Genomic DNA, 17646 nt, shown 5'->3' on the forward strand with positions numbered 1-17646 from the left:
AAATCCCAAAAGATAATCTTTTGGGATTTTTCAATGCTTATACTTTAATAACTCTGACACTTTCACAAATCGATACCCTTGTTTTTGCAAGGCTGGCAAAATTTCTTTTAATGCTTCAACAGTTTGGCTTCTATCAGTTCCGCCATCATGCAGTAAAACAATATCACCACTTCTTGCATTGTTTAGAACATGTTGTACGATTGTATCTTTTCCAGGGTTAGACCAGTCTTTTGGGTCTTGATGCCATGACCATAATACGATTTGATATCCTGCTTCTGTCGCTGTTTTAAACACCGATTCATTAATATAACCACCAGGCGGACGGAAAAGGAGCGGTTTCTCTACCCACTTTTGCAAATATCTTTTCCCCTCTAGAATATCATTTTCGAGCTTTTGTCCTGTTGCACTGCGTGCATACAAATGGTTCATTGTATGATTCCCAATTTCATGGCCTTCTTTTAATGCTTGTTCGATTAAATATGGATTACGCTGAATTTTGAAGCCAATCATAAAAAAGGTCGCTTCAGCGTGGTATTCGCGTAATATCTTTAAAACTTGCGGTGTATATGTAGGATCCGGACCATCATCGAAAGTAATTGCTATTATTTTTTCATTCGTTGGTACTTCCCACGTCACATAGCCAGTTGGCTCTAACTCTTTTCTCATTAACATTTTTGCATCGACTTTCTCAATTTCCATCAAGCTTAATACTACGATTAAACAACTGATTATAATACATTTCGTTTTTTTAATCATTATTACCTCATTTTATGTGAAAAGGCTACTGAAGACACTCAACAACCTATTAATCACGTACTTCCTCCACATTTTGCATAATATGTTGCAAATCTTGTTCATATTGCTGTAATTGCTTTCGCTGCGTTTCAGAAGCTACTTCTAATGCATTTTGGATTTGTTCATATGCTTCTTGCACTTCTTGGCGTAAATGTTTTAAGTCATTGGCATAATTCGGATCGTTTTTTACAATGTTGTTATATACATTTTCTGCATCTGTTATTCCTTGCTGCGCAGCTTGAAATGCTTGTTGTTTATCCTTGTGGTACGGCATAATCATTCCCCTTTCTGTCGTTAACTCTCCATTATCTTTTACCTTTTTCTCAAAAAACATTCTCGTATAAATTTATGAAGTTCTCTCATCCTAATATAAAGCGAAACTTTAGGCTGAAGTGCTCTTCCTCAGTTGATTCGTTTCGCTAATCAAGCTCTACCGTTTATCCGATTAATCACTGGAGCTTAATAAAAAGAGGGGTATTATAAATGGAGAAAAACAACAGCAAATCCATTCGTAAAAATTCACCGCAAGGACAAGTTTCTGGCGGACAACCAGAACCATTAAGCGGGTCACACAAAGTAAAAAATCGTAACCATTCACGACAAAAAAATCACGCTCACCACGACATGTAAAAAATAGACAGTGCATGTGCACTGTCTATTTATCATATATTTATCCTATCTTTTCTTCTTTTTAAGCACATTTCCTCTTTCCTTTTCACCTCTATTTTCAAAGTGAATATCATAATTTGAATGAAATTTTATGGAGGTTTTCTTACAATGGGCAAGAAAAAGAAAAAAGACTGCCTTTTTCATGTTGATGGCTTTGAAGAATGGATGGATCAATTTTGCTCCGATTTATACGCAAACTTCCCCTCTCCAAACGATATTCACATTGACCTGTTTGAAACGGAACAAGAATATATTTTAGAAATTGATATCCCGAACGTAGTTGAGCAAAATATTCTTATTAAAAAGATGGAGACAGGCCTACAAATTAACATATTTGGTAATAATCCCGCCTTACAGCATATGATTTTCTTACCAGCCAATATTATCTATAAAAAAATGTTAGCCTATCTTGAAAATGGCCTTCTTGCCATTCACATTTCTAAAACAGAAGCAGCACAATTAACAGAACGAACCGTTCTCCTTACAAAATAATCGTATACAAATTTACCAATTCATATAAGAAATGCCCTTTCTTCAACTAAAATAATGTATACGAAAAAAGGTGGCTGACTACAATCATCCACCTTTCTCATTTCAAAACCTTATTCCTAAATGTAAACTCACATTACATTTGTACTTCCTATTTTTTCTTCTGTCGTTCTTTTATGAAGTAAATTTCTTGTCAATAAAAGAATCGGAAATGCAAGCATTGAAAGAGTCGCCAAAATTGTAAAAATCGTAAGACCACTCTGATAGCCGTAATAATCTAACAAAAGTCCACCAAACCATGGCCCAATAACAGAACCAATTCCAGAGAATCCCATCGCACCGAAATAAGTTCCCTTTAAATTTGAAACCGCAATTTGATCAATAAACACATCTGTCATGGAAAACATTAATACTTCTCCAATTGTAAATATGATCGTACAAGCAAAAACAGCCCACATTGATTCCGCAAAACCAAATCCACATAATCCTGCACCAACAAGTAATGTACCGATCATAATGGATACAAGCGATGTATACTTTTTACACATTTGAATGAGTGGGTACTGAACAATTACTACAGTAATTGCGTTTAGTGTTAATGCATAAGAAAATAATTTCACTCCATTTTCAAACAGATGAGAATTCGCGAAATATTGGGAAAGCGTTGATGAAAACTGTGCGTATCCTGCTGTACTAATGATAATTCCAATTAACGCAACTAAAAAGACAATATCTTTTCTTATAATGCGCAAGGAATCCATAAAAGTAACTCGTTCTCTATCCTCTGTTTTTTCTTCTTCAATGCAATACCTGCGAAATTGTAATACGAGTACAATTGTATATAGAACATACATAATAGCTGCGATAAAAAATGGTGTTGTTGCTTCAGCACTGCCAATCTGAAGACCAACAAGTGGCCCAATCGCAACACCAACATTAATAGCACCGTAACGTAAGTTAAACACCATTAAACGATGCTCCGGTTTTGTTAAGTCAGATAATAAAGCACGGGACGTTGGCTCAAAAAATGAACGACACATCCCATTTAGTGCATTTAGCAGGAAAAATGCCACAACATGCTCTGCAAAGCCAAATCCAATAAAGACAAGAATCCAAACTATAATAGAGGATAACATAATCTTCTTTCGCCCATAACGATCTGATAAATTCCCGCCAATAAAACTTGCAAATACTCCCACTAATGCGCTCGTTCCAATAATCGCTCCTGTAACGCCTGCTGATATTCCTTTTGCATTCGTTAAGTAAATTGCTAAAAATGGAATGCTCATCGATGTTGCAAATCTTGCAAATAAAGTTCCAATAATGATAGTCATCCCAATTGGATGAATGTTTCGTAACTTCCCCTTCATCTCTTTCACCTTCTCTATATCTAAATGCAATGCAAAGAAAAAGAAAGCTGAAAAACAGCTTCCTTTGAAACCATAATTTTCATTTTCTTAAACACGAGTTGTTCGTTTCAACTCCATATCAATACCATATGTAAACTGTAATTCTTTTAATACTTCCTCAACTACAATATTCACATTATGTTTACTATTAAATTCTGCTACATAGTTCTCTACTTCTTCATGTGTATAAGCATATTCCCCAGAAATGAAACTTTTCATATCAAAACATTCATTAATACAAAGTTGAATGAGGAGCTGTTCATACATAGAAACTATATCTTCTTTTTTCCATAATAATTCTTTCACATATAATCGATCAAATGTTACACTTTCACGGTTACATTTTTTTAAATGACGGGTCATTTCATGCAATTCTCGGTATAGTTCAGAAATATTTGTGTTTAGATGAATCAGTTTGCGTACGCCATTTTCATACAACATATCATCCACCCCCGTTATGTTCTTTTTTCCCATTATAGCAAGAAAATTCTAAAAAAGAGAATTTTTCTTATGAAATATTAGGAAAATTATACGTAGTGTTTTACAATAGAACTATATATATTCATTTTAATTTTTCGACATTTTTGTCTAGCTCTGCCTGTGGCAGAAAAAGGATCTGGCCGCTTCTATGCATGGCCAGATGCTCTCGCCCACCTAAAAAAGAGGGTTTTTATGTTGATTTTTAAATTTGTATTTATATAGCTAAGTTTGAAAGGAGCAAGGTTGTGAATCACAAATTATTTTATGCAGATTCATATTTACAAACATTTACGGCTCAAATTACAAAACAAGTGCGTGACAAAGACGGCAATTTATATGTCGTATTAACACAAACAGCTTTTTATCCAACCGGCGGCGGTCAACCAAATGATACAGGGCAATTAAATCAAATTCCTGTTATAAATGTGGAAGAAATAGATGGCGAAATTCGTCATTACATAACTGAAGAAATACATGCAGATGAAGTAACGGGATATGTTTCTTGGAAGCGTCGTTTCGATCATATGCAGCAACATGCTGGACAACATATTTTGTCCGCTATTTTTTGGGATCACTTCAATATTCCAACAATTGGTTTTCATTTAGGAAGAGAAATCGTAACAATTGATTTAGAAACTTCTGACCTTTCTTTCGAAATAGCTGAAGAAGCTGCAAATCTTGCAAATCAAATTGTACTTGAAAACCGGCCAATTACAGTTCAGTCGGTAAATCTAGAAGAAGCAAAGCAACTTCCTTTGCGCAAGGAACCAACTGTGACAGAAAATATTCGTGTTGTTATTATTGAAAATCTTGATTATAACGGATGTGGTGGTACACATCCAAAACAAACTGGTGAAGTGGGCTCGATTCAAATCATCAATTGGGAGCGTCATAAAGGAAACATTCGTCTTACGTTTGTTTGCGGCTGGCGTGCAATTGAACTGATGCAACGTAATCAAGCTCTCGTAAAAGGCGCAGCCCAGCAATTACAAAGTAAAGAGGACGATATTTCAAACAAAATAAAGCAGCTCCTTTCTACTCAAAAAGAAACTGAGAAAGCGTTGCAAGCAGCCAACGAAAAACTTATTCTTGTAGAAGCAAATGAATTGTTACAGCAAGCAGAAAAAACGTCATTTGGGAAACAAATTGCCGTTCACTTTACAGATCGCTCTATGCAAGAACTTGCAAAATTAGCAGCTATCCTTACAGAAAAAGATGAACATATCATTACATATTTTGTTACACAAAACAGCGAAAACTTACAATGCATTTGCACATGTGGTCAAGCCGTTACACTAAATATGAATATCCTTTTAAAAGCAGCCCTTCCTCTTATAGAAGGCAAAGGTGGCGGAAATCCAAAAAGCGCACGCGGCGGCGGTAAAGCAACTGTTACAGGCGAAGCATTTTTATCGCACCTTATTCAAATACAAAAAGAAACACAAGAATCATAAGTAGATTTTAAACAGACTATAATAAGAAGAGAATACTATGTTCAGTATGAGTGCATATATCCTCTTTTTTTATACATATCAGAATGTATAACTATATGTTAAGGGTATAGTTCAGTATGTATATAACGTTAAGAGAACTTATGTTTGTTTTCAGGGATAGGGAACGTAGCCCACATCCATCAACTTAAGGTATATTTTTAAACAAAATGCGGTCTTTCCATATTTTAAATACTACATAGTTGAGTAAGAGAGGTAGTAGCGACTTGTTGATTTAACCATACACACAAAGATAAGAAATGGCGCCCGTGGCACTTACGTTTTCGTTTCATCCCGCCTGCTTCTATGGCTAATTGATTAAGTGTAGCGGGAGACATATATCGATATAACTCTTCAGCGAATAAAGATAATTCTTGTTTTTGATTCATATTCATAAAAAGCACGTCACCCTTTCTCATTAACATAAGAAAATAGTAACGTGCTTTTAACTTCAAAAATAGCCTAAATCCTTAAGTTGATGGATGTGTGGCGGTACCCCAACTTATATATAGAAGAAACAAAAAAAACACGCGGTGTAGGTGCACCACGTGTTTTCAATTAATTCGGAAGCTCCTGATTCCCGTTTACAATATCCTTTGGCTTTACCTTCGAAAATGCCTTGTGTAAGATGTTGTTTTGAACGCGATAAGCTGGTGCATTGACGCCACCGTAAATCGTGCTAATGCCTTCAACCGCTGCACCTGTTGTGATGGTATTGCCAGTGATGTTTGCTTGTTGGACCTGGAACGGTTTGTCTTTATTCCAATAGTCTCCCACTTTGATAACCGCTTTGTTCATCCCTGGCAGTAAGCCAGAGGTAATCGTGTTATTGACAACATTGATTTGTTTCCCCATTGGGATATTGAGTACAGTTGTATCACCATTGATATCAAATCGAGAGTTTTGAATCGTAACATTTGCGTCTTTGCTTCCAACGTTAAATGTCCCTTTTGCTGCCTTAAATGTACAATTTTGAAAGGTGTAAGTGCCGTTATAGTCGACATTTGTACCACCAGTCGCAGTTGGACTGGATTCAAACATGCAATTGTTATAGGTCCCTCGTACGAATGAAGTGCCAGGGTGATTGAGCACTTTCAAGTTTTCAAAAGTACTTCCGTCTGGTGCTTGGCCGCTCACTCTTCCTCCGTTTATGGTTACATTACTTACATGAACAGGGTTGACCCACACATTTAAATCCATATTGTTTAATGTAAGGTTTTTCGCTTCGATTCCAAACGGGACACGACTTGAAAGACTGAACATCGTTTTATCAAATGTCATGCCGTCTACCACCGCGCGAGGTCCTGTGATGCTCATCAGTCCATCCTTTATGCTGTTTCCTTCAAACGTGATATCGTGATAGGCGTAAATACTATTGGCATCAAATATATTATTCTTAATATATGCATTTGTGAATGGTTCAGAAACAGCTAAACCGATTTTCCCTCTTGATCCGAAGTGATTCCCTTCAACAACCCCATCATGTCCATCATATAAAATGACATCGTATTTGTTATTGTTGTAGAATTTGTTGTTTTTGATGAAGATGTTTTTGTTCATCATCCCGTTTTCACCGTATCCGCCCTCTACGTCAATGCCAGATTCAGGCGCAACACCTTTAATATCATGGAAGACACTGTCTGTGATGGTTACATGGTCCGCGCCTCCCACTGTGATGCCTTGACGCCGATTAAAGGAAAAGTCAGAATGTTTTACGGTCACATTCGTTGCTAATGCCTTGCTCCAAAACTCCCCGTATACACCGCTCGTATTTGCTTTTTTAAACACCGCTTTAAAGGACGCTGCAGATTTTGGAATTTGAACCACTTCTTTTCTGGTATTGACACTGTAGCTAGATAAGAAGGAACCATCTGCTCGATAAAAATAGACATCATAGAGATACGGCAAATTTTTTGCATTTGGCATTTCAAAATAAGGTTCTGTTCTGAGGATGTCCTTTGTGAATGGGATCGGTGCTTTCAATCTAATTTTCGTGGGATCTGCCACTTTGTTTCCATTTTTATCAAGAGAACCCGATTCAAAATGATCTGGATAGATGTCTTGCAATAACGTTCCTTTCCCACCAATACCCGCACCATCACCTGTGAAGTTTGTTGCTTTAACGCCGTCAATTGTCAAGTTTTTGGCCGCATATACAGAAATGCCGATTCCATTTTCATGCGTACCAGGAAAACTCGGTCCTTGTTTTTTCGAATAGTCATGCGTATCTTTATCACCTTTGTACGTCCCGCCTTTTAATGTGACGTTGTCGGCGCCGTACCCAACACATACAGTTGAATATACTTCTCTTGCGTTTGTTTCTTTTTGAATCACAGCATTTTCATCTAACCAGAATGTGATATTCGGAACCATATTGATACACGCGGAAGGGTCATTCCACAAAGCAGGATTTTCTTTTTTTACCATGTACGTTCCTGCTGGAACCTTGAATGTTTTGAGGGCATTTGCTTTTGCGAATTGGAGTGCATCGTTCATTCCTTTTGTCGATTCAATCGGATGCGTGCCATCGTTTGAAATATGCCATTTTTCTTGCTCTTTTTTGTTTAATTCATAGAAAGTACCATCTTTTTCTACCGTTTTGAGGGCAACTTGTCCACCTGCCGCCGCCTTTACTTGCACGTTCCCATTTTTCAACCTGCTTCCGTTGATCGAAGTTTGAAATAGTCCCTCTTTATTTGCTGTAACGTCTGCAGAAACTTGTTTTCCATCTGCATCTGTCACTTCAATGTGAACAGGCGTATTTGCTTCTGCCGTGCCTTCTACTCCGTAAGAAGATTGATTGTTGTAAATCATATGTTGTAAATTTCCGAGTGCTACGTTTGTTTTTTTTGTTTCTTTTGTTTGTTTTGCCGCTATTTGGGTAACAGGATTACTTGTGGATACCCCATTTGTTTGCATGAAACGGTTTCGCTCTGCACCGTCCCATTTTTCGTATTTATTTGCGACATGCACCGCGGTAATCGGAATCGGTTTCATGGCATTCCCATTTTCTGTGTGCAAACTATTTTGAAGCAATAACAATAGAGCTGTCATCACCATCATCGATACTTCACCTCTTTCTATATAACCATTTCAACTCAATCGTTTTAAGATTGTTTGTTGGGATCTGATTTCTCCCTTTCTTTTAACTTTTTCTCTACATTGTAAACGATTGTAATCATACATAGAATCATAAGCATCACGATTCCAATTGTTGTATAAGGACTTCTCCATAACAAGCTAACGACGCTTCCGATTACAATCATAAAATAACCGCTTCTTTTCAAAACATTGATTCCACACGACATCTACCGTTTGCGACCAGTCACACCGTTTCCCTTTTGCTTGATGAAGAAAAGGAATTTATCGTTTATTTAGGTTATTTTTATTACCAGATATATAGGAATCAGGAAGGGCGAGAGTTTCACCGTTTTTATTTTATTCACGAAAAAATATGATACCATTAAGAAAAACAATTTGGCAAGGGGGAACAATATGAAACACGTAATCAAATCGAAAAAGCAAAGAGACCATTTAAAAAGAAACCATATGATTATTCCTTTGCTTGGTACTTACTGTTCGGTACACAAAACCAACATCTTTAGCAAGATCTCGTAAGGTATTTGGGGATAAAAAACTTTGAATTTCTTGAGCGAATAGCTGCAATTCATCGATTACATTATCTTAAGAGCGACTAAAGAAGAAACAATGAAACGAGCAATCAATCGTACCAAATTGGACGAAGATGCCAACATTGAATTGGTAGAAAAAATGTGGGAGCAATTTAACAATTTGGGTATCTATGAATCCAATATTATTGACACAACAAATCAATCAACCGAACAAAGTGTTTCGACAATAAAAGCTGTGATTGAAAAGAAATCTTCTTTACTCACTATATGATGTGATACAAATGTTAAACAAACGGGCGCGATTGTTTAACAACAATTAAAAAAGCGATACATATTATACATGGCTAATATGTATCGCTCTTTATTTTTTATGACTTTTTACGATTTAGGTCTTGATAAACTGCAGCTTGTGTTTCTTTTATATTTGCATACACTTCTCTTTCAGAATATGAAGTAACTGATGATAAGAATCAATATGATAATATGCGTCTTGAATTGCTGCGTTTTGAAAAGCACATGTTGTGATTCCTAGTTTTGTAGCCGGTATAATGTCTAACGCACGATCTCCGACAACAAAATTAATAGAATGTTTCTATTAAAATCCTTCGTTTCTTCTAGCCTTTAAAGAGATTTCAATGATCATATCCAATAGCTTGCTATAAGAGATTCCCACCGCATGAGCGCTTTTGGGTAGTAAGCTATTTTTTGTCATCCCCGGCAATGTATTCACTTCCATCACATATGGGATTCCATCTTTTATCATCATGTCAACTCTAGCATATACACTGCATTTTAATACTCTATAGCATGCCATTGCCGCCTCAGCGACACGCTTTTGAGTTGTGACCGGAAGTTCTATAATCTCTTCAATCGTAGCCGCATCATCGTATTTCGCATGATAGTCAAAGAACTCAGCTACATGTTGAATTGAAATAATCGGTAAAAGTTTCCCGTCCAAAATGGAACAGGTAATTTCTTCGCCTTTTATATATTTTTCAATTACGATTTCAGAATCCCATTTCAATACATCCTCAAGCGAGGATAGTAAAGAATCCTTATCGTATACGATCTTTACCCCTACACTGGAACCACCCGAATTAGGTTTTACAACTAACGGATATCCCATTTTTTCGATTTCATCAAGCTGAAGTTCTTCCATATTCGAAAGATGCATCCAATCCGGGGTTTGAATTCCTTCATAACGAATCAATTTTTTCGACATATTTTTATCCATACAAATACCGCTTGATAACATGACACTTCCGGTATATGGAACACCAAGCGTTTCCAGTGTACCTTGAATCGTGCCGTCCTCCCCGTATTCGCCGTGAAGCGCTAACAAGGCAATATCGATATTCCTTACCTTTTCAATAAGCTCTTTTTTGTTATTTAGTTGAATAGGCACAATCTCATACTTACTTTTATCTAAATGTGCAATCATTTCTTCCCCAGTCATGAGGGATACTTGTTTTTCGGAGGACATGCCTCCCATAATTACGCCAACTCTCACTTTTTTCAACTCCCATTTTCATTTTTCAATGTATCTCCAATTATCTTAATTCCCTTAAGAATATCCGCTTCTTTTAACCGAGAGAATCCTAATCGAAACGTATTACTTCCCCTTCCATCCGTGTAAAAGACGTCTCCAGGAGAAAAAACAACTCCCTTTTCATAGCATTTTTTCAAAAGGGTACGCGAATTCATTCCTCTTTCTAATTCTATAAAAAGATGCAGTCCACCATCCCCAGTCATTCTTTGAAAAGGAATGTATTGATTACAAGCATGAACAGCTAGCTCATATTTTTTCTTATAAACTGACTTAGCCTTTTTTAAATATTTTTCGAAATAACCATCATGCAAATATTGATAAAGCACTGCCTGATCCAGCGTGGATGTATGAATCGTCCGTGCCCTTTTCACACTTTCCAAACAGTGGATTAATTCCTTATCTGCTAAAATCCACCCAACACGTAACCCTGGAAACAGAATTTTTGAAAAGCTGCTAATATAGATCACATTGTTGCCAGGTCCGGCGAAAGTCATTAACGGCGCTAAATGGGAACCTGAATAACGCAATTCCTCATTAAATCCATCCTCCACAATAGGAATTCGATATTTTGAAAAAAGTTTCATAATTTCAGTCCTTTTTTCCGAGGATGTGACAATCCCAGTCGGATTATGATAGGACGGGATTAAATATGCAAAATCAAAATCCGTTTCGGATAAGCTTTTCTCAACTTGACAAATATCAATACCATCATCCTTCATTTCTATCCCGTGGATATCAAGGCCATGTAATCGAAAAAGCTTTAATGCAGCATGATGGGTAGGATTTTCACAAATAATACGCCCAGATTTTTTAGCTAAAGAAGACAATAAAATATCCAAACCCTCGGTGAAGCCATTCGTGATTAGAATATCTTTATTGGAAATGTCTACTCCTTTCATTTCCATGTAGTGAAGAAGATAATCAATTAGGGGTTTATAACCTTTTGCATATCCGTAGTTCAAAACAATATCTCCTTCAATAGACATTCGGGTCAGAAAAGCCCTTTTAAAATTTTCAACATCAAAAAGCTTTTCGTCTGGGGCAATGCTATTGAATGAAATCATGCCTTTTTTCCAGCGGACACCGTGCTTCATTAAATCTAATTCATCAGCTAGCAAGGTAACTTCATTGACCTTTTCTTTCCAGTTTAGTTCGATGGATGGAGTTTTGGATGTTTTGACTTTCCCTACAAAATTTCCTTTTCCCTTTATTGCATAGATTAGACCTTCTTGTTCTAAATCCGCGTAAGCAGTGAGAACTGTATTTCTGCTGACCGATAATAATTTACTAAGTTCTCGGGTAGATGGAAGCTTCTGGTGCTCCAGCAGGTGCCTTTTCATAATCATTTTTTTTAAATAATCCTTTAATTGAATATAAACCGGACGATCATCTACAAGCTTAAAATCATTAAACACTTCCTTGCCTCCCTGTTCTCATTTTTGCATAACTATATCTATCTCAAAAGGTCCACAACATATGTATTTTCTTTAACCAGCGGTATGGTTTTAGGTACCAGTCATACAACTTTGATATGAATAATGTGGCACTTCACCTTCTTATCCAATAATAATTAGGCTTTTTAATGCAGTGTAGTGCTATCCTAAGGGGAAGTAAAAAATCCCTCTTGATAATAGCACTATTTTTATACCGTAAACAGTTGTTTTTTATCTTTTAAAACACTTACAAAAAATTAGTTTTTTAAGTCTTAATGCAGCATTGAAATAAAGTTGAATCGTTTTGAAAAAATTGAAGTCTTGATATTTAAAATGTAATTAAGACCATAGCTGTATTGGAAAATACTCCCTGAGGCTATATTAGCAACTGAAGTTTTTATATAAACTTAAATTAATAACCGAGAAGTAAGGGATTGAAGATGTCCTTAGTGATCTGCCTTCATTGTTGATTATTGCAAAGGAATTATAGGAAAAGCAAAAAGTTGGTAACAATCTTGAAAAATAAAATGAGGTGATTCATTCATGATTAATTTCAATGGAGAAAAAGTTACCAAGGTGGACAGTAAAACCAAGATTGTTCAATCGAATATAAAAGCGTGGTTTGCAATTGGAGCAAGTTCTATCACACTATTCGCAATTATATTGAAATCCTTTTTACCTGGAGCACCGGATTACACAATGGGATTTGCTCCAGTAGGAATTACGGTATTTGCTTCAATCTTAGGAATGATTGCACTAGCACTATCTATTAACTGGCAGCGGGAAAGTTTGACGATACGTTTTCTTTTGCTAATTAGCACATGGGGCGCTTGTTTTATGTTAGTCTGGTCATCAGGCGGTATTATGTTTGACATATTACGAACAGCTGCTGTACTTGGAATCCCCGGTTTGCCCCCTGTTGTGGATTGGCCAGGATTTGCAACCAGAACCATTAGCCTCATAGCTGCCATACTACTTGCTGCAGCAACTCTCTCTTTTCAACGTATATCCCGAGGGGCATGCATTGTATGTGGTCAAGGGCCTTCAGTGAAAACCCAACCTGACCGTATTTGGTTCGGCTATGCTGCGTTTGTACTATCTTTTCCATATCCATTATTGAAACTTTATTGGTCCTTCGGTGGCACCCTAGGAGGTGGCCAAAATTTCAGTCAACATTCTGCTTATGGAGAAATGCTAGTATTTGGCGCTTGTGCATTGCTTTGTCTTGCTCTTGTACAAAAATGGGGGCGTATGTTTCCTAAGTGGGTACCATTTGCTGCTGGGAAAAAAGTTCCTCGATTCATTCTAATCACCGGAGGTTGGGTTGCTGCATCTATGACAATTTCAATGGGATTTTTGGCAATATTGGGCTCTCTTTTGGAAGTATTAGGTCTTTCGAATGGACCAATGTCTTTCGATGACCAAGGTTTGTTGGTATCTATAGTATATGGAGGATGGTTGTTGCTGGGTATCGCGATCACTGGAGCTACCTGGAATTATCAGAAGCAAACCAAAGGTAAATGTGTAAAATGCGGGAAATTTTAAATAATGATTTATAGATATTATAAAAGGATCTTCAAATGCAGATCCTTTTTCATTGCTGATAACATCGTTTATTTTGACTACATACCCATTTGAGGCCTTCTTTAACTAAACCAGCTAATCGAAACAAGTCGTAATCGTTAGTTCAGTAACTTCAACAAAAAGAGTGTTAATCATTCTTGGATCAACACCCCAATACTAAGCTAATTTTTAACATCTTACATATTTACGTTTGAAACCAAGCCTCCCTCTATCAATTTCTTTATGAATACTTTCGTAAGCATTTAGGAAACTGCTTTTGGATTTGCAATAATGCCTACAAAGTACATTGCATCGTAGTTACCTGTGGAATAAAGCTCTTCAGCTAAACATTGATTTATTTTTATTTTCTTTGCGATTGGTTTCATAGCACCTGTAGCTATGCCAAAAAGCGGCTTGTGCGCACCATTGGATATGTACATTTTTTTAGTTCGTTCCTTACCGAGGGCTTCAAGCTCCTGCATAATAGTTTCGAAATCTATAGTTTTGCACTTCCTTCCTTAATATTAAGCCCCTTTTAATTGTAACCAACTAGTTTATCCTGCTATTTGGGGGCTACTCCCACCTCAAAATTCAGCGAAAACATTGTCCAGCTCTAGCGGCTAGAATCTCCGGTCGTTTCGCCCCCTCGGACGAGGCAGAAAGCGCCTCTCCACCTTGTGCGTGGGCGTCCTGCGATTCTGAGCGAGCCGCTTCCGCCTTTCTTAAGAAGTTAGGCGGGAGATAAACTGCCCGTAAAAGCCCGATTGGTGAGGGCTGATAATCAGTGGGGGATGAAGAACCCCCCCCACTGATTAAAGTTTCACTTTATATTCTTTATCAAGTCTTCCATACTTCTCAATTTTACCATTAATCTTATTCAAGTAGGATGTCTACTGTCTATAATCCCTCAACAATTCGGCCCGATTATTGAATAACTCTTTATACAGAAAATAGAGATTGTGAAGAACTGTACTTATGCCAACGGGAAGGTTAGTTTATTAAGGAACTTGATATCTCATATTAATATAAGATATTTTGGGGAAAATACACAGATTAAATGGAAAAAAGTTGATTTTAACGATATTCATTGTGGGCTAAAAGGCATATGAACTACTTTCGAGTGGATGAACCGAGGCATCAGTTTACTACTGTATGGTAAGGTTTAACTATTTTTTGAACTCTTCCTAATTTAATTATAGCATTTACAAAATGGTTAATATAGACTTTTTATTCTCATTTACTACTGCTAGAATCAATAGAACATTAATGTTTAGGAGAGATGTAGAATGAGTTCTTTGATTCTCGGTTTTCAGGAGATAGAAAAAACACAGCTTTTGCTCGTTGGCGGAAAAGGGTTAAATTTAGGGGGATTATCAAAAATTCAAGGAATACAAGTACCAGAAGGATTTTGTATTACAACAGTAGGGTATCAAAAAGCCATCGAACAAAACGAAACGTTTCAAGCATTGTTGGATCAAATAACAATGCTAAAAGTAGAGGATCGTGATCAAATTGGTGAAATCAGCAGGAAGATCCGACAAATTATTATGGAAGTAGAAATTCCTTCCGATATTGCGGGAGCAGTTGCTGACTATCTCTCCCAGTTTGGTGATAAAAATGCTTATGCAGTGCGTTCTAGTGCGACCGCTGAAGATTTGCCACATGCTTCTTTTGCTGGTCAACAAGACACCTATTTAAATATCATCGGAAAAGAAGACATCTTGCAGCATATCAGAAAATGTTGGGCTTCTCTATTTACGGATCGAGCGGTAATATACCGAATACAAAATAGATTTAACCACAGACAAGTTTATTTATCCGTTATCGTTCAAAGGATGGTTTTCCCACAAGCTTCAGGCATTTTATTTACCGCTGATCCGATTACCTCTAACCGAAAGTTACTATCAATCGATGCCAGTTTTGGGCTTGGAGAAGCACTGGTCTCTGGATTGGTATCTGCCGATTGTTATAAAGTACAGGAAGATAAAATCGTTGATAAGATGATAGCAACCAAAAAATTGGCTATCTATGCACGAAAAGAAGGCGGAACAGAAGCGCGGCAGATTGATCCTGATCAGCACAAGACTCAAACACTTACTGAACAACAAATATTACAACTAGCACGTATAGGAAGACAGATCGAAGCTTATTTTGGTTGCCCACAAGATATCGAATGGTGTTTGGTTGATGATACATTTTATATTGTCCAGAGTCGTCCAATCACTACTTTATACCCCATCCCTGAAGTGAATGATCAAGAAAATCACGTCTATGTATCTGTTGGTCATCAACAAATGATGACCGACCCCTTGAAACCATTAGGAATGTCTTTATTCCAGTTAACATCTTTTGGACCCAGGTTTAAAGCTGGTGGAAGGTTATTTGTTGATATCACGCATAATCTGGCTTCACCTGTCAGCAGAAAAACGATAATAGATACATTGGGACAATCCGATCCGCTTATCAAAGACGCGCTTATGACCGTAGTCAAGCGAGAAAATTTTATAAAATCGTTACCAGATGATGAAAAAATACAAAGTTCCAGCCAAAGCAATAAGGGTAAATCTTTGGATTTTCAAACACAAATCGAAAACGATCCGACAATCGTTTCTAATTTGATTAAGAGTAGTCAAACATCGATAGAAGAGTTAAAACAAAACATCCAAACGAAATCAGGATCAGATTTATTTGATTTTATTCTAGAAGATATCCAGAAATTAAAGAAGATTTTATTTGACCCACAAAGTTTGGGTGTGATTATGGCCGCTATGGATGCTTCAACATGGATCAATGAAAAAATGAACAAGTGGTTAGGTGAAAAAAACGTAGCAGACACGCTTTCTCTATCCGTACCTAACAATATTACTTCAGAAATGGGTCTGGCGCTATTGGATGTTGCAGATGTGATTCGTCCTTATCCAGAAGTAATTAATTATTTACAGCATGTAAAAGATGATAACTTTTTGGATGAACTGCTTAAGTTTGATGGTGGACAGGAAACCCAAGACGCTATCTATGCTTATCTCAACAAATATGGAATGCGATGTACTGGAGAAATCGATATTACTAAAACTCGTTGGAGTGAAAAACCAACTACACTTGTCCCCATGATTCTCAATAACATCAAAGAACTTGATCCTAATTCTGGAAATCAAAAATTTGAGCAAGGACAACAGGACGCTTTGAAAAAAGAACAAGAGTTATTAGATCGATTGAAGCAATTACCGGATGGTGAACAAAAAGCCAAAGAAACAAAACGAATGATCAGCCTAATACGGAATTTCATCGGTTATCGTGAATATCCAAAATACGGCATGATTAATCGCTACTTCGTTTATAAGCAGGCTTTACTGAAAGAAGCCGAACAACTCGTACAAGCCAGCGTTATTCATGAAAAAGAAGATATATACCATCTCACTTTTGAAGAACTTCACGAAGTCGTACGTATAAACAAACTGGATTACCAGATCATTAGCAAACGAAAAGACGAGTACAAATTATATGAAAAACTAACTCCACCACGTGTTATCACGTCTGATGGTGAAATCATTGCGGGTGAGTACAAACGAGAAAATCTCCCAGCCGAAGCGATTTTAGGTCTGCCTGTTTCTTCTGGAGTTATAGAGGGACGAGCACGTGTCATCTTAAACATGGAAGATGCTGATTTAGAAGATGGAGATATATTAGTCACCTCCTTTACTGATCCTGGCTGGACACCATTATTTGTATCCATAAAAGGGCTAGTTACCGAAGTTGGTGGACTGATGACCCATGGAGCAGTTATCGCACGTGAATATGGCTTACCAGCAGTGGTTGGGGTAGAAAATGCTACCAAACTGATAAAAGATGGGCAACGAATTCGCGTACATGGAACAGAAGGTTATATCGAAATATTGTAATTTTGAATACGAATAGATTTAATTTGTAGCATCGCTCCAGTGGATACCAGAGCGGTGTCTCACAATCTTTCCTTTGGGATAAAAAGTTGAAGCCAACTTTATCGGTTGTGCATACTTAAAAATGATAGTTACCGATCCAACTCCACTCAATACATCAATATGGCCGACTTTCCAAATGTGGAGATCGGCTTTTTTATCCCGCATTAACGGGCAGTAATACTCCCACCTCAAAATTCGG

General features: G+C 37.1%; 14 protein-coding genes and 2 pseudogenes. 6 read left to right on the forward strand and 10 right to left on the reverse strand.

Annotation, left to right across the window (positions count from 1 at the left end; genetic code table 11):
* Positions 1-30: 30 nt before the first annotated feature.
* Positions 31-699 (reverse strand): polysaccharide deacetylase family protein, encoded by a 669-nt coding sequence (locus MR076_RS13545; protein WP_396021701.1) that lies wholly within the window; start codon positions 697-699, stop codon positions 31-33.
* Positions 700-805: 106 nt separating this feature from the next.
* Positions 806-1069 (reverse strand): hypothetical protein, encoded by a 264-nt coding sequence (locus tag MR076_RS13550; RefSeq protein ID WP_242221365.1) that lies wholly within the window; start codon positions 1067-1069, stop codon positions 806-808.
* A gap of 209 nt (positions 1070-1278) precedes the next feature.
* On the opposite strand from MR076_RS13550, the gene MR076_RS13555 reads away from it, so the two are divergent.
* Both MR076_RS13555 and MR076_RS13560 read left to right on the forward strand, forming a co-directional pair.
* Positions 1279-1425 carry a small acid-soluble spore protein P gene (locus MR076_RS13555; protein WP_242221367.1) on the forward strand — a complete coding sequence of 49 codons (147 nt, stop codon included), beginning with the start codon at positions 1279-1281 and terminating at the stop codon, positions 1423-1425.
* Positions 1426-1572: 147 nt separating this feature from the next.
* Positions 1573-1956, forward strand: coding sequence for an Hsp20/alpha crystallin family protein (locus MR076_RS13560; protein WP_242221369.1), 384 nt, complete (start codon positions 1573-1575; stop codon positions 1954-1956).
* Positions 1957-2084: 128 nt separating this feature from the next.
* Here the strand turns inward: MR076_RS13560 and MR076_RS13565 are convergent, their stop codons facing one another.
* Positions 2085-3323: an MDR family MFS transporter gene (locus MR076_RS13565; protein ID WP_242221371.1), complete on the reverse strand. Its 1239-nt coding sequence runs from the start codon at positions 3321-3323 to the stop codon at positions 2085-2087.
* 87 nt (positions 3324-3410) lie between these two features.
* Positions 3411-3803, reverse strand: coding sequence for a hypothetical protein (locus MR076_RS13570; protein ID WP_242221373.1), 393 nt, complete (start codon positions 3801-3803; stop codon positions 3411-3413).
* A 284-nt stretch (positions 3804-4087) separates the two neighbouring features.
* Between MR076_RS13570 and MR076_RS13575 the strand changes: the two genes are divergently transcribed.
* The gene (locus MR076_RS13575) at positions 4088-5296 is read left to right on the forward strand and encodes an alanyl-tRNA editing protein (protein WP_242221375.1); all 1209 of its coding nucleotides are present in this window, start codon (positions 4088-4090) and stop codon (positions 5294-5296) included.
* Positions 5297-5526: 230 nt separating this feature from the next.
* Here the strand turns inward: MR076_RS13575 and MR076_RS13580 are convergent.
* The 3 genes and pseudogenes from MR076_RS13580 to MR076_RS13590 all read right to left on the reverse strand — a co-directional run.
* Positions 5527-5727: pseudogene (locus tag MR076_RS13580) on the reverse strand (IS4 family transposase); the annotation flags it as partial.
* 163 nt (positions 5728-5890) lie between these two features.
* Entirely contained in the window at positions 5891-8395 is a 2505-nt protein-coding gene (locus MR076_RS13585) for a right-handed parallel beta-helix repeat-containing protein (protein WP_242221377.1), read from the reverse strand.
* Between the two features lie 44 nt (positions 8396-8439).
* The gene (locus tag MR076_RS13590) at positions 8440-8598 is read right to left on the reverse strand and encodes a hypothetical protein (RefSeq protein WP_242221379.1); all 159 of its coding nucleotides are present in this window, start codon (positions 8596-8598) and stop codon (positions 8440-8442) included.
* A 442-nt stretch (positions 8599-9040) separates the two neighbouring features.
* Between MR076_RS13590 and MR076_RS13595 the strand changes: the two genes are divergently transcribed.
* Positions 9041-9235, forward strand: coding sequence for a polysaccharide deacetylase family protein (locus tag MR076_RS13595; protein WP_242221381.1), 195 nt, complete (start codon positions 9041-9043; stop codon positions 9233-9235).
* A 324-nt stretch (positions 9236-9559) separates the two neighbouring features.
* On the opposite strand, the gene MR076_RS13600 is transcribed toward MR076_RS13595, so the two are convergent.
* Both MR076_RS13600 and pdxR read right to left on the reverse strand, forming a co-directional pair.
* Positions 9560-10474, reverse strand: a complete 915-nt coding sequence (locus MR076_RS13600) for a D-alanine--D-alanine ligase (protein ID WP_242221383.1) — start codon at positions 10472-10474, stop codon at positions 9560-9562.
* Positions 10475-10479: 5 nt separating this feature from the next.
* On the reverse strand, positions 10480-11928 hold the full coding sequence (gene pdxR, locus MR076_RS13605) for a MocR-like pyridoxine biosynthesis transcription factor PdxR (RefSeq protein WP_242221385.1): 1449 nt from the start codon (positions 11926-11928) through the stop codon (positions 10480-10482).
* A 594-nt stretch (positions 11929-12522) separates the two neighbouring features.
* On the opposite strand from pdxR, the gene MR076_RS13610 reads away from it, so the two are divergent.
* On the forward strand, positions 12523-13491 hold the full coding sequence (locus tag MR076_RS13610; RefSeq protein ID WP_242221388.1) for a hypothetical protein: 969 nt from the start codon (positions 12523-12525) through the stop codon (positions 13489-13491).
* Between the two features lie 284 nt (positions 13492-13775).
* Here the strand turns inward: MR076_RS13610 and MR076_RS13615 are convergent.
* Positions 13776-14009, reverse strand: a pseudogene (locus MR076_RS13615) (DNA alkylation repair protein); the annotation flags it as partial.
* A 786-nt stretch (positions 14010-14795) separates the two neighbouring features.
* On the opposite strand from MR076_RS13615, the gene ppsA reads away from it, so the two are divergent.
* The gene (gene ppsA, locus MR076_RS13620) at positions 14796-17408 is read left to right on the forward strand and encodes a phosphoenolpyruvate synthase (protein ID WP_242221389.1); all 2613 of its coding nucleotides are present in this window, start codon (positions 14796-14798) and stop codon (positions 17406-17408) included.
* Positions 17409-17646 lie beyond the last annotated feature (238 nt).

It is taken from the genome of Bacillus cereus group sp. BfR-BA-01380 (genome assembly GCF_022663535.1).
Lineage (GTDB): Bacteria > Bacillota > Bacilli > Bacillales > Bacillaceae_G > Bacillus_A > Bacillus_A cereus_BB.

Excerpts from the sequence above, each read along its gene's own strand:
- MR076_RS13560 (WP_242221369.1), top strand. The coding sequence starts at position 1,573 with ATGGGCAAGAAAAAGAAAAAAGACTGCCTTTTTCATGTTGATGGCTTT.
- MR076_RS13545 (WP_396021701.1), bottom strand. The coding sequence starts at position 699 with ATGGAAATTGAGAAAGTCGATGCAAAAATGTTAATGAGAAAAGAGTTA.
- MR076_RS13555 (WP_242221367.1), top strand. The coding sequence starts at position 1,279 with ATGGAGAAAAACAACAGCAAATCCATTCGTAAAAATTCACCGCAAGGA.
- MR076_RS13565 (WP_242221371.1), bottom strand. The coding sequence starts at position 3,323 with ATGAAGGGGAAGTTACGAAACATTCATCCAATTGGGATGACTATCATT.
- MR076_RS13585 (WP_242221377.1), bottom strand. The coding sequence starts at position 8,395 with ATGATGGTGATGACAGCTCTATTGTTATTGCTTCAAAATAGTTTGCAC.
- MR076_RS13590 (WP_242221379.1), bottom strand. The coding sequence starts at position 8,598 with ATGATTGTAATCGGAAGCGTCGTTAGCTTGTTATGGAGAAGTCCTTAT.
- MR076_RS13570 (WP_242221373.1), bottom strand. The coding sequence starts at position 3,803 with ATGTTGTATGAAAATGGCGTACGCAAACTGATTCATCTAAACACAAAT.
- MR076_RS13595 (WP_242221381.1), top strand. The coding sequence starts at position 9,041 with ATGAAACGAGCAATCAATCGTACCAAATTGGACGAAGATGCCAACATT.
- ppsA (WP_242221389.1), top strand. The coding sequence starts at position 14,796 with ATGAGTTCTTTGATTCTCGGTTTTCAGGAGATAGAAAAAACACAGCTT.
- MR076_RS13550 (WP_242221365.1), bottom strand. The coding sequence starts at position 1,069 with ATGCCGTACCACAAGGATAAACAACAAGCATTTCAAGCTGCGCAGCAA.